This window comes from Adlercreutzia sp. CNCM I-6216, assembly GCF_977113345.1.
The window spans coordinates 80084-93408 of the sequence record NZ_CDSBIE010000007.1 but is presented as its reverse complement, the minus strand read 5'-3'; the positions used below and the strand labels follow the sequence as shown (position 1 = coordinate 93408).

Here is a 13325-nt window from a genome sequence, read left to right as displayed (position 1 = left end):
GCATGTCTCTGAACGATACCCCTTCCGGCGAGCGCGCCCACATCGTCTTTTTCGGCGTGCGCAACGCCGGCAAGTCCAGCCTGGTGAACGCGCTGACGAACCAGACCGTCTCCGTAGTGTCCGATGTGGCCGGCACCACCACCGACCCGGTGCGCAAAGCCATGGAACTGGCGCCGGCCGGTCCCGTGCTCATTGTTGACACTCCAGGTATCGACGACGCCGGCGACGTAGGCGACCTGCGCGTCCAGCGGGCCGAGGCCGCCCTGAACGAGGCCGACGTGGCTGTGCTCGTGGTGGATGCCACACGCAGCCTCACCCCTTTCGACGAGAAACTCCTCGCCGCCTTCCAAACGCGCCGCATTCCCTATGTGATTGCGGAGAATAAGGCCGATTTGCTTGCGGAAAGCGGGCGAGCCGGCGCTGCGGAGTCGTCGCTGCCTTCGCCGCGCCCGGGGACGGACGCTTCGGATAGCGAGCCCCTCTCGGAAGGCGCTGACCACAACGCCACGGCCTCCGCCGAAAACGATGGCGCTTCCGCACGGGCCGCCCGCGTGCGCGTGTCGGCGCTGACGGGGGAGGGGCTGAGCGACCTGAAGCGCGCGCTTGCCACCCTGGCCACTGGTGCAGTGGAGGAGCGGCGGCTCGTGGGCGACCTGCTTACGCCCGGTGACGTGGTGGTGCTCGTCATCCCGCTGGATTCTGCCGCGCCCAAGGGTCGCATCATTCTGCCCCAGCAACAGGTCATGCGCGACGCGCTGGACGCCGGCGCCTTCCCCTGCGCCACCGGCGTGGAAGGCCTGCCCGACCTGCTGGCCGCCCTCGCCCGACCGCCGCGCCTGGTGGTGACCGACTCCCAGGCCTTCGGCGAGGTGGACGCCCTTTTGCCGGCGGATGTGCCGCTCACATCGTTTTCCATCCTCATGGCTCGCTACAAGGGTGACCTGGCCGCCCAGCTGGAAGCGGTGCGCGCTTTGGAAAACCTTACCGACGACGACACGGTGCTCATCGCCGAGGGCTGCACCCACCACCGTACCTGCGAGGACATCGGCACGGTGAAGCTGCCCCGGCTCATTCGCGCTATCAGCGGTGCCGAGCCCCAGTTCGCCTTCACCTCCGGCCGCGACTTCCCCGACGATCTTTCCCCCTATGCCGCCATCGTCCACTGCGGCGGCTGCACCTTGAACGCCCGCGACATGGCCTCGCGCCTCCAGCGCGCCCGCGCCCAGCAGGCCCCCTTCACCAACTACGGCATGACCATCGCCCGCGCCCACAACATCCTCCCCCGCGCCCTCGCCCCGCTGGAATGAAGCTGCTACGCGAGAGGAAAAGCGGTCAAAAACCGTGTGCAGACTGCACGGGTGCCCCTCGCTAGGTCGTTACTGGCCAAAAACGGCGCGCAAACTGCACAAGCGTCTGCAAACTGCACAAGCGTCTCATGATTAAGCCGCTGTTGGCCAAAAACCATGCGTGAACTGTATATAAAGGGGCGTGCCTGACGCTTTTTGGCCAAAAAACCCGCGACAGCTGCAGTATTGGCCCGCGATTTTGAAGGCGTCGCTTCCCGCGTGTCAAGTTTTACCAGGTCAGAATCCCGTTGTAGCGAACGTGCGAGCGCGGAGGAAAGCGAAAGGAGAAAAAGAGCCCTCCGAAAAGCAGTCAGCGCGTATTTTTTGGCCATTTGACGAAAGCGCGGCGAGGCTCGTCTCATCTAGCTTGGCGAGCTTAAGACCATCGACAGGTGCCTGTACGCGGCGAGGCGCTAGAGGAACTTCGTCCCGTCCAGCTTGGCGAGCACCCACCGGTTCAGCCGGATGACGGGGCGCCGCAGGACGAGGCCGAGAATGAGGCTCGGCACCAGGATGGCCGCGAGCAGGCCCATCTGCACGAGGTACTGGTCGCCGTAGATGCCGGCCATGGCCCCTTCCAGCGCCGGCATGGAATGGGCGAAGGGCAGCCACGGGTAAATCTCCTGGAACAGCGGGGCCGACAGCATTTGAACCGGCATGAGGCCGCCGGCGCCGGCCAGCTGCAGCACGAGACCGATGATGGCGAGCGCCTTCCCGATGTTGCCGAAAGACACCGTCAGCGTGTATACCAGGTTCGTGAACACCACCGATGCCAAACAGCACGCCGCCAGATACAGCCAGAAGTGCTCGCATTCCACGCCGAGGAAGAACACGTTGCCGAGCCCCACGATGAGCGCTTGGGCGAGTCCCAGCAGGCAGAACACCCCGTAGCGACCGAGGCACAGCTCGGCCGCCCGCGGCGCGCGCCCGAACTTTCGTGTCAGGGCGGCCTGGCGCGCGGGGGAGACGGACACGCTCATGAGAGCCACCATGAAGATGGCGCCGATCCACAGCGCGAGGGAGGTGTAGAAGGGGCTCATGGCGCTGCCGTTGTCGGCCATGGGGTACACCGCGTGGCGCTCAAGGTGCGTCGGCGCGGCGAGGAACTGGGCGATGGCGGCCGGGTTGTCGCCGATGATGCGGCGCACCTCGTCGATGTCGCCGGTGTCCAGGGCGTGCCGCAGGTCGTCGCGGGCCTGGGCGAGCTGGCTTTCTGCCGTGCGCAGCGTTTCGGCGGTCTTGCGCAGCGACGCCTCGGCGGTGGCGAGGTTCGCGGCCAGAGAATCGGTGCTTGCGCCGAGGCTGTCCGCGGTGTCCTTCAGCGATCCGGCTAGGGTTTCGGTGTCGGCACCCACCTTCTGCAAGCTGTCGGCCAGCGACGCCAGCTCGCCCTTCAGCTGGTCGTTGTAGGTGATCAGCGAGTCGTGCAGACCCGCGCGCGCTTGGTTGATGCTGTCGGTCACCTTGGCGTGCGTCTCGTCGATGGACGCCGCGTCGCTTGCGATGGCGCTCTCGGCGGTGGCGAGATTCGCCTCCAGCGTGCCCAGCTGGGCGATGATGCGGTCAAGGGCGGCGACGGCCGGGCTGTCCGGGTCGGCTCCGGCCAGGGTGTCGCGCATGGTCTGGTAGGCTTGGGCGAGTCCCTGCACGTCCGAGCGACAGGCGGCCAGCACGCCCTGGGCCGCGGCTGGGTCGTCTTTCATGGTGGCGAAGGCTTCATCGGCGGCGCGGGCCACGGCGTCGTAGCTGGCATCGGCAGCGGTGAGTGCCTTCTCGGCTGCGGTGCTCGCGGCGGAAAGCCCGTCCCGGCCGCTCGTCAGGCCCTCTTGTGCCTCGCTCACCAAAGGAGCGGTAGCGTCGGGCGCCTTCCCCGCCTCCTTCAGAATGCTCGCCGTCGCGTTCACGAGCGAGGTCGTGGATCCCATGAGATCGGCGTAGGCCTGAGCCTGATCGGCCGCCGCTCCTACTTCGCCCACGGCCTCGCCAAGGCGCGACCCCAGGGTTTGCGCGTAGGTGAGGATGCCGTCCCCGCTCATGAACGAAGTGAGGCTGCTCGTGGTGCCCAGGGCCACCGATGCCACGGTTTCCGTGAACGTCTCGTCGATGGTCTCCTGCAGGGTGCTCGCGCCTGTCGCCGTCACACGCTGGGCGATGGCGTTCTCCTTCTCGTTGTCGTAGTAGATGATCCTCGGTTCGGTGATGTCGTCGGTAAACACGGTCATGAGGTCGCGCGAGAACTCCTTCGGGATGACGAGCGCCGCGTAATACTCTCCCGAGCGCACGCCGTGCACGGCCTCATCGGCGCTGACGAACTGCCAGGCGAACTGGTCGTTGGCCCGCAGCTTGCCGATGATCTGCTCGCCGGCGTTAATGGGCGTCGGGATAAGGTCGGAGGTGTAGCCGGCGTCTTCCGAGGCCACGGCCACTTTGATGTTGCCGGTGTTGCTGTAGGGATCCCAGAAGCCGAGCGTCGTGAACCAGGCGTACATGGGCGGCACGAGCGCGAGCCCCATCACCGCAATGGCGGCAATGACGTTCCGGAACAGGTTCCGCACGTCACCGATGAAAATGTCCCAAATCACCCTCACGCCGAATCACCACCGATTTGCCCGCTGGCGCGCTTCTGCAGTTCCTCGGTGCTCAGGTTCGCCAGGGCAAGCTGGTGCGCGAGGTTGGTGTCCAGGTATGAAATCACGATGAGATACGTGTCCACCACGATGACCCCCACCACCATGGCCATGAGCATCATGACCCGCGTGTCCACATCGGCATGCACCAGCACCATAATGGCGAAGGTGACAAGCGGCTGCGCGACAAGCGCCACCCAGCCGATGCGCCGCAGCACCGGGTAGGCGCGGTGGAAACGCTCGGCTCGGGCGATGAGAGCCTGGCGGAAGGCGTCGATGTTCAGCAGCGCGCGGACGAGCGTGCGCGTGCGGTATCGGGCGGGCGTCTGCCCCGCGGCTTTGGCGCTGGCCGTGACCGGCTCGGCCAGAAGCAGGTCGGTTGCTCCCAGCTTCTCGTCGAACATGAGGTTCAAATTGAAATCGCAGCGCCCGATGCCCAGCCCGATGGCGAACCCCAGGGGCACGAACAAAAGTCCCAGCAGCAACATGTCGTGCAGGTAATCCATCGCGTAAAAGCCGCCGATGGCCTCGCGCATGGCGTCGATGGAATAGGTGAAGGGCAGAAGCGGGTGAATGACCTGGAAAAAGTCCGGCATCATCTCGATGGGGAACATGCCCGAGGAGCCGGGAATCTGCACGATGAGCAGAATGACCGCGATGGCCTTCCCGATGTGCCTAAATGCGTAGGCCAGCGCGAACATGAGGTTCACGTCCACGAACACCGTGAGCAGCCCCGCGCCGATGAAGGCCGCCGGACTTTCGCACTGAATCCCGAGGGCCAAATCGCCCACGCAGCAGACGAGCCCCATGGCCAGCCCGCACACCACGTAGAACAGCCAGCGTCCGAAGTAGGCCTGCACGGCGGTGAACTTCGGCAGCCCCTCCGGATCGACGCGCAGCTTCACCATGGCCATGAGGATGAAGCCGGCCACCCACAGGGCCAGGTTCGTGAAGAAGGGGGCAACACCGCTGCCGTAGTTCTTCACGGGATACACCAGTTGCGTGTCCAGGGCCACGGGTGCGGCCATGAAGGCGCCGATCTTCTCCGGGTCGGCCTGTAGGTATTCGGCCAGATCCTTTACGGTGGTGGAGTTCTGCAGCGCGGTCAGGTCGGTCAGCGACTGCTCCAGGTTCGTCTCCATGGTGCCCAGGGAATCGGAAGTGGTGGAAAGCGAGGCCTCGGAAGAGGTCAGCGTGTCGCCGAGCTGCCCCAAAATGGCCCGCGCCTCGGCGAGCGAGGGAGTGAGTCCGCGCAGAGCCCCCTCCAGGGTACCGCAGGCTTCCACCAGGGAATCCAAGCTGGTCGTGATGTCCGGCAGCACGCTGTCCTGGAAGGTGGCCGCGGTGGCGCGAATAGTTTCAGAGGCTGAGTGCGCCGCCGTATCCAGCGCGCTCGCCTCGGTTTCCAGGGAGTCGGCCGTGGAAGCCAGGTCGTCTGAGGCCGTGCGCAGGGCGTCCGTCGTGGTAGTCAGCCGCTTGTTGGCGGCCCGGGCTTCGGAGAGAGCTTGGGCGATGGCCGGGTCGGCGCCGGCCGCTCCGGCCTGGGCAGTGAGGTCGCTGATGAGTACCTTGTTGTCGGCCAGCAGCCCCTCGGCCGTGGCAAGGGCCGTATTGGTGGCCGCTTTGGCCGCCGCGACATCGCCGCTCACGGTGCCCAGCGCGCGCTGGACCTGCGCGGCGGCGCTCGACAACTGCAGCGCTCCGTCGGTGGCGTTCTTGGAAAGCGCCGTCCCGTACTCGTTCACGGTGCTCCGCGCCTTCGCCAGCAGCTCCTTCGACTGCCCGATGGCCTCCAGCAGATGCGGCACGTCGTCTTGAAGCCCCGCCAGCGTGTCGTCGGCGCGAGCGATGGACGTCCGCGTATCGCCCACGGTGCCGACGAGCCCTTCCAAGGTTGTGCGGGTTTCGCTGACAGTTTCTTTGGCGCTGCGAACGCCGGCGGTGAGGCTGCCCTCGGCGGCGTCGGCTTTCGTTTGCGCCTCGGCTCCCACCTTCTGGGTCGTTTCCACCACCTTCTCCGACACCGTCTTCACGAAGTTTTCGTTGACGGCCGCCTCAACGGCGTTGGCCGCCGCGTCGGTTACCTTGGGCGCGATGGAGGAGGGCTTCTCGTTCACGTAGTAGTCGATGGTCGGCTGGGTGAAGTCGCCGGTGAACACGCTGGCGAAATCGGCGCTGAAATCCTTCGGGATGACGAGCGCCGCCCAGTAGCGTCCCTCATAGACGCCGTTTATGGCCGCTTCGGCGTCGGTGAATTCCCAGCCCATCTCGTGGTTGTCGTGCAACTGGGCCACCACCTGCGCGCCCACGTCCAAATGCCCCGTCTCAGGGCTGTCGGCGCTGGCGTCCTCGTTGGCCACGGCTACCAACATGCCGGTAGTGTTGCTGTAGGGATCCCAGTTGGCGACGACCACGTACCAGGCGTAAGCCGACGGCATGACGATCATGCCCAGAGCAATGACGAGCGCGACCGGGTTGCGCAGCACGCGTTTCACGTCCCGTGCGAAAATGGCGAAGATCACTCCAAGGTATGTCCGCATTCGCTTCAGCATATGCGCCTGCTTGCGCCTTTCTCTGCCCGTTTGCTGACCTTGCTTGTAATGAGAAAAGTTTCCCACATCAAGTTCTCTGCGCCACGGACAGCGGGGGATTGTCGCTATGCTGAAACGGGTGCTGCGCCTGACGATAAAGTGACGCGCTCCGGTCGCCGTTTGTCCCCGCCGAACTTCGTTCTTGCTCTGCGGCAAGGGGCGAAGCCTCACCGAAGCGGTTGCCCGCGCTGCCCGTTTGTCGCCGTGTTGTGGCTTGAGTTGCGAGGTCGTTGCTTTACACTACGGGCAAGCAACGAAGCGCCGAAGAAGGCGCCCCGTGATGCAGGCCGACGCGCAGGAGGTTGCGCCGCCTGTGAACCTGAAGGAAAGGAGGCCCTCCGTGGCCGATCGCAACATTGAGAACGCGAGTACCGAGGTGCCGGAGATTCCCGACGAGCTGGAGCGCGTGCTCGTCTTCGCCCTGGACGAGGCCAAAGAGAAGATCGAGGGCGGGGAGGACGTCATCCCCTTCACCACGCTCGTCGTGAAGGACAATCTGTTCATCGAGTCGCACCCGGGCGATTCCGCCGAGGAGTGCTTCGAGGCGGCCGAGAAGAACGTGCGCGGCGCCCGCGGGGCCGACTGCTACGCCTTCTGCTACGACGGCTACATTGAAACCGACGATGGCGTGAAGGATGCGCTCATTGCTGAGGGCGGCGTGCCGGGTGCCGATGAGGGTTACGCCATCGCCTACCTGTATGAGGTCGATGACGAGGGCGCTTATACCTTCGAATCCGAGGCCGCCTACATCGGCGAGGCCCCGAACTTCATGGCGGCCCTGAAAGAGCCGGTCGCCTACACCGACGACGAGATCGACGAGCGCTACCGCGACGAAGATGACGCCGAAGAGGCTGCCGAAGTTGCCGAGGCCGCCGACCTCGCCGAGGCTGCTGAAGAGGCTGTGGCCGTGGTTGATGCGGAGGATGCTACGGAATAGTTTGACCGCGGCTCTGCCTGAGTCGATAGGTTTGAACCGAGCGCCAGCTCATGTCTTTGTGGCAGAGCTGGCGTATTTTGTTTGCGGCTTAGGATATGTTTGCCGGATTTTGCCTCTCGATAGAAATAGATGTGAGTTTCGAGCATAGCGAAGGAGAATTTCGGAAATAGATGCGAGTTTCGGGCATAACGAGGGAAGCTTCGGAAATAGATGCGAGTTTCGGGCGCGATTTGGACAAAATCAGCGCGTGCGGTGCGAAATGATGCTCGAAACTCTCATCTACTTCCGGATTTGGGCGGTCACTGTGAGATTTGCCCGGTTCGGCTGCTCGAAACTCGCAACTATTTCCAGAATTCAGCAGACGCAGAAAACTGATGCCTACAAAAAAGCCGGCGGAACTCCGATCCAGTTCCACCGGCTTGTGCCAACAGGGTTGGCAGGTTGCTCATCGTCGCGAGCACGGCGCTTGTTTCAAGGGCAGCGCCAAAAAAGAAGTGAGGCGGCAAGGAGGGGTGCCTCGCCGCCTCGGAGGAGGGGGTAGCGGCATCGAGTGCCGCATTCTGCTTTCAAGGGGATTGAAGCAGAGCGATGGAAGCAGGGGAACTTCCAAATCGCTGAAACGAATTATAGGTCAAGACTTGTTTTGGTCACCATAATGTGCTTCATTTTCCACGAAGAACGGCATCATTTCGGCGGTGAGTAGCATATAACCCCTTGTCAGAGCCCGTTTACCTGCGTCAGAAGCCCGTTCGCCCTCTGAGAATTTTCTTCACATTCAATAAGAAAGTTTCAGATTGCCTGTCTCCCTCCTTTCCGAACCTTTTATCTTCCTTCGTTGATGCAGGGCCCTCGGCATCGGAAAGCGCCTTCTGGATGCACGAAACGATGCGCAGGATGCACGGCGGTGTTATGGACGAATAAGAATGTCACCCCCTGGTTGTTTGATTTTGCCACCCTCTAGGACGCAGGATGCACGGCGGTCGCAAAAGATCATTTGGAAGGGGTTCATGTCGAAAAAGGTTTATCCCTCAAGCAATCTTGTATCATGGAAGGCAGCAAATTCGTGGAAAGGAACTCCTCATGGCCGATCTCGCGCTGCGTTTTGGCAAGGACATGCTCGTCGTTTCGTCGCCGATTCAGGAGGCCCTGCGTCGGGCCGGCATCGAGTCGGTGTGCGATCAGGCGCTCGCGCTTTTGGTGGAGCCGGAAACCATCGAAGAAGCTTACCGCATGGAAACGGTGGCCGGCCCGCAGTGTATGGTCACCCCCGTGGCTGATTTCACGCCGGCGCGCTTGGTGGCCGTTGGCGCCGAGGGCAAAGGCGAAGCGCTGACCGAGGCGGCCCTTGCGGTCATGGCGGAGTTCAAGCCTCAGCACACGCTTGTGGAAATCGCCCCCTGCGGTTTGCCGCTGGATCCCGACTCCAAGGCGTCGCTTGTGGAAAATCGCGACCAGTACGCTCGTGCGGCGCAATTCTTCGATGGCCGCACCTTTGATGCGTTCTTTTTGAACGGGTTCACGACGGCCGATGATCTGAAGTGTGCGCTCATGGGCCTGCGCAAGGTGACTGATGCCCCCATCATTGCTTCGGTGGATGTGCAGGGTGACGGCGGCTTGGCGAGCGGCCGGGGCACCTGGCGCGAGGCCGTGGAAGTGATGGCGGAATACGGCGCGGCGGTGGCCGGCTTCTCCACGCTGGCCACCCCTGATCAGGCGCGCGGTTTGGCCGATGCGGCCCGCGAGACACTGGAGGCGCGCGGAGCGGATTTATGTCTCATGGCCACGCTGCAGGTGTTCCAGCGCGACGCCAAGCAACAGGGCCCCACGACCGAGAACCCCTACTACAGCCCCGACACCATGATGCCCGCGGCCCTTGAGCTGCGCGCGGCTGGCGTCCAGTTCCTGCGCGCCGCCGGTCAGGCGACCCCGGCTTACACCGGGGTGCTGGCCGCCACCGTTGCGGGCCTCGATGTGGCGCCGGTCCTGTAACGTTCTCGCCGAGAAGCCGCGTTGCCCATGAGCACCCTGCCATACCAAGGCCGTTGCGCCTTTGCGTCTCTGCATCCCGCGGTGACATTCGGCTTCTTCGCGGGGGCTATCGTGCTTTCCATGGTGCTTGCGAACCCCATTTGTCAGGTGATGTCCGTTCTTCTTGCGGCGGCCTGTTATCTGACGTTTCGTGGCCGTGAGGCTTGGCGCTTCATCGCGGGACTCACGGCGGTGCTGCTTGTGGTGACGCTGTCGGCGCCGCTGTTCAACACGCAGGGCGCCACGGTGCTCCTCCGCTGGTGGGGTGGCCGTCCTTACACGTTAGAAGCGCTGGCTTTGGGCGCCTCCACGGGGCTTATGCTCGTGGCCATGATGCTGTGGTTCGCCTCCTTTCACCTGGTCATGACTTCGGACAAGTTTACTTACCTGTTCGGCCGCGCTATTCCGGCGCTGTCGCTGGTGCTCACCATGGTGCTGCGCCTCGTGCCAAGTTACCGCCGCAAAGCCGACGCCCTCATGACGGCACGGGCTTGCATTGGGAAAGGCCCGGCGGAAGGCGCCTCCGTGGCGGCGCGCGTGCGCGACGGGGGCAGTGTCCTCTTGTCGCTGTCGGCCGACGCTTTAGAAAGTGCCGTGGTGGCCGCCGATTCCATGACGGCTCGTGGCTTCGGGCTGTCGGGGCGCACTCATTTCGCGCTCTTCCGCTGGGAGGCGCGCGATACGGTGCTGGTCGTGGCGATGGGCGCGCTGGTGGTTGGCGCAGTGGCCGCGTTCGCCCAGGGAGGGTTCGCGATCACCTACTTTCCGACGATCGTGTGGCCCTCTGCGGGAGCGGCCGTGCTTATGGGGGCCGTTTGCTATGGCGCTTTTCTGGCTATTCCTGCGGTTATCAATTGCGGAGGGAGGGCGTTGTGGCGTTATTCGCTTTCGAAGAGCTGACGTTTCGCTACCCGGAGGCGCCCCGCGATGCCCTTCGCGATGTTTCTGTGGCCATCGAGCCGGGCCAGTTTGTGCTGGTATGCGGTCAGAGCGGCTGCGGGAAGACAACGCTCTTGCGCCAGTTCAAGTCGGCGCTCGCTCCCCATGGGCACCAAAGCGGACAGGTGCTGTTCGATGGCGTGCCTCTCGCCGACGTGCCCGAGCGCGAGCAAGTGGCCCGCATCGGATTCGTCATGCAAGACCCCGATGCGCAGATCGTGACCGACAAAGTGTGGCACGAGCTGGCCTTCGTCTTGGAAAGCCTCGGCTGCGACGAGCGCACCATGCGCTTGCGCGTGGCGGAGATGGCCAGCTACTTCGGCATCCAGCACTGGTTCCATAAGAACGTGGGCGAGCTTTCGGGCGGCCAGAAGCAGCTGCTGAACCTAGCGTCGGTCATGGCGGCCCGGCCCGATGTACTGGTGCTGGACGAGCCCACGAGTCAGCTGGATCCCATTGCCGCCAGCGACTTTCTGGCTACGGTACACCGGATCAATCGCGAGCTAGGGACGACGGTGGTTATGAGCGAGCATCGGCTGGAAGAGGTGTATGGGCTGGCCGACCGCGTGGTGGTGCTGGAGGAGGGACGCGTCGTCGCCGACGGGGAGCCGCGGGCTGTTGCGGGCCAGCTGCATTGTGCGGTCAGCCCCATGGCATTGGCGCTGCCGGCGGCGGCGCGGATCGCTTGGGGTGTGGAAGGTCGGCTGGGTCGTCGCAGTGGGGAAGAGGCGCCGTGCGATCGACCGGGTTGCGCCGACGGGGAGGGGGCGTCGTGCGATCGGCCGGGCCGCCGCAGTGGGGAGGGGGCGCCGTGCTCAGACAGCATTGAAGTGCAGGGCTCTTCGAGGGCCACTGACGTTTCTGTATGCACTTCAATGAACTGCGCGCGGACCCCCTCCCCACTGCGGCGGCCCTACTCTTCCATAGTTGAAGAGGGAGTGGCTTTGCAGGTTGAAGTTCCTCTTACGGTGCGGGAGGGGCGGGCTTGGTTGGCTCGTGAGGTAGCCGTTCATCCGCCGCGTCGGTGGGCGCTTCCGGCGGGGGAGGCTTGCGACTCGGCGTCTGAGCGGGTGGCGGTGGAGCTGCGGGATGTTTGGTCTCGCTACGAGCGCGATGGCGCCGATGTGCTGCGGGGAACGACGTTGACTGTGCCGGGAGGGTCGTTGTTCGCGGTAGTGGGCGGCAACGGCACGGGGAAGTCGACGATGCTGCGCGCTATCTGCGGCGTTGCGCGGCCCTATCGCGGGAAGATCACCGTGCTCGGGCGACGGCTGAAGGAGTGGAAGAAGGCCGAGCTGTTCCGCGGCGGAGTGGCTCTGCTTCCGCAAGATCCGCTGAACCTTATGGTGAAGAAGACTGTTCGGGGAGATTTGGAAGAGATGCTGGATGGTCGCGGCCTCACGGCGGAGCAGCGCGTGGCCGCGGTGCGGGAAGTGGCTGTGCTGACGGACATTGCGCCGCTGCTCGACGCCCATCCCTTCGACTTGTCCGGTGGCGAGGTGCAGCGGGCGGCGTTGGCCAAGGTGCTGCTTTGCGAGCCGCGGCTGTTGCTGCTCGATGAGCCGACCAAGGGGCTCGACGCTTTCTTCAAAGATAAGCTCGCTGCGTTGCTGAGAAGCCTGACCGGCCGGGGAACGACCGTGCTCATGGTGTCCCATGACGTGGAATTCTGCGCCAGCTATGCTGATTGGTGCGCCCTGTTCTTCGACGGAAACGTGGTGACGACCAATCCGCCCCGGCAGTTCTTCGCTTCGAACAGCTTCTATACCACAGCAGCCAATCGCATAAGCCGGGGCTTCTTCGAAAATGTGGTTACCGTGGAGGAGGTGGTGGAGCTATGCCGAAGCTGACCGAAGGAGCCCGCTCCGCCGAGGCCTTCCGCGAGCGCCGTCGCGCCCGAGTCAAGACGATCCTGACGATTCTTGCGGCGTTGGTGCTCGCGCCGCTGACCGCAGTCGCGGGTATGGCTGTGCCCGGCAACGGCTACTACCTCTCCGGTACGCTCATCGTGCTATACGCTATCGTGCCCTTCTTCGTTTCCTTCGAAGGGCGACGTCCCACGGCGCGCGAAATTGCCGTGGTGGCCGTGCTGACGGCGCTCGCCGTGGCGGCCCGCGCGGCGTTCATCTGGGTGCCGCATTTCAAGCCCATGGCCGCCGTCATTATGATCGCAGGGCTCGCCGCCGGCCCCCAAACCGGGTTCCTCGTGGGTTCGGTGGCGGCGCTTGCCAGCAACTTCATCTTCGGCCAGGGGCCCTGGACGCCCTGGCAGATGCTCGCCTTTGGAGTGGCGGGGCTCGTGGCAGGGCTGCTTGCCGACGCCCGTGTGTTCCCGCGAGCGAACCTTTCCTGGCCGCGTCGTATTGCGCTGGCAACCGTGGGGTTCGTGCTTATTGTGGGGCTCGTGGGTCCCATTCTGGATACGTCCACGTTCTTCTATCTTTCCACAGCCCCCACGCCGGAGCTGGCCGCGGTGGTGTACCTCGCCGGCCTGCCGGTGAACGCCATTCATGGGGCGGCCACAGCCCTCACGCTGCTGGTCGTGGCGAACCCCCTGCTCGACCAACTCGCCCGCGTCCGCGTGAAGTACGGTTTACTCGATCGGTCGCGCCCCAACTGCCCATAAGTCGCGCCCCAACCGCCTGCAAGTCGCGTTTCAGCCGTAGTCGGTTCTCGCGCGAGCCTACATCGTTGACAACTTTCAAGCGGCTCATCGACCAAACATCGAAATTAATTCTGTTCTTTTCTGGTGCCGAAAAACACATCTTGTTCGATTGCACCCGAACACTTTCGCGAGTACTATATGTATCCGCCCTTGGAACTGCAAAACACAATATATTGTGGTTCCGATGGTGAA

General features: G+C 64.0%; 8 protein-coding genes. 6 read left to right on the top strand and 2 right to left on the bottom strand.

All coding sequences use genetic code 11. The features are described 5' to 3' along the window. The first annotated feature begins 2 nt into the window (after positions 1–2). Complete coding sequence (hydF, locus tag ACYVRU_RS08110) at positions 3–1307, top strand: [FeFe] hydrogenase H-cluster maturation GTPase HydF (protein WP_452040933.1); 1305 nt, start codon at positions 3–5, stop codon at positions 1305–1307. Positions 1308–1759: 452 nt separating this feature from the next. Here the strand turns inward: hydF and ACYVRU_RS08105 are convergent, their stop codons facing one another. Next, positions 1760–3934, bottom strand: a complete 2175-nt coding sequence (locus tag ACYVRU_RS08105; protein ID WP_461186000.1) for a YhgE/Pip domain-containing protein — start codon at positions 3932–3934, stop codon at positions 1760–1762. Beyond that, positions 3931–6525: a YhgE/Pip domain-containing protein gene (locus tag ACYVRU_RS08100; RefSeq protein WP_461185999.1), complete on the bottom strand. Its 2595-nt coding sequence runs from the start codon at positions 6523–6525 to the stop codon at positions 3931–3933. Before ACYVRU_RS08100 ends, ACYVRU_RS08105 begins: the two co-directional genes overlap by 4 nt. A gap of 379 nt (positions 6526–6904) precedes the next feature. On the opposite strand from ACYVRU_RS08100, the gene ACYVRU_RS08095 reads away from it, so the two are divergent. The 5 genes from ACYVRU_RS08095 (at position 6905) to ACYVRU_RS08075 (ending at position 13094) form a co-directional block, all read left to right on the top strand. Continuing rightward, on the top strand, positions 6905–7501 hold the full coding sequence (locus tag ACYVRU_RS08095) for a hypothetical protein (RefSeq protein ID WP_114548524.1): 597 nt from the start codon (positions 6905–6907) through the stop codon (positions 7499–7501). 1080 nt (positions 7502–8581) lie between these two features. After that, positions 8582–9490, top strand: coding sequence for a methionine synthase (locus ACYVRU_RS08090; protein ID WP_417175481.1), 909 nt, complete (start codon positions 8582–8584; stop codon positions 9488–9490). 27 nt (positions 9491–9517) lie between these two features. Continuing rightward, entirely contained in the window at positions 9518–10429 is a 912-nt protein-coding gene (locus ACYVRU_RS08085) for an energy-coupling factor transporter transmembrane component T (RefSeq protein ID WP_173111117.1), read from the top strand. Next, on the top strand, positions 10402–12318 hold the full coding sequence (locus ACYVRU_RS08080; protein ID WP_461185998.1) for an ABC transporter ATP-binding protein: 1917 nt from the start codon (positions 10402–10404) through the stop codon (positions 12316–12318). Before ACYVRU_RS08085 ends, ACYVRU_RS08080 begins: the two co-directional genes overlap by 28 nt. Then, positions 12306–13094 (top strand): ECF transporter S component, encoded by a 789-nt coding sequence (locus ACYVRU_RS08075; protein WP_157011849.1) that lies wholly within the window; start codon positions 12306–12308, stop codon positions 13092–13094. Before ACYVRU_RS08080 ends, ACYVRU_RS08075 begins: the two co-directional genes overlap by 13 nt. Positions 13095–13325 lie beyond the last annotated feature (231 nt).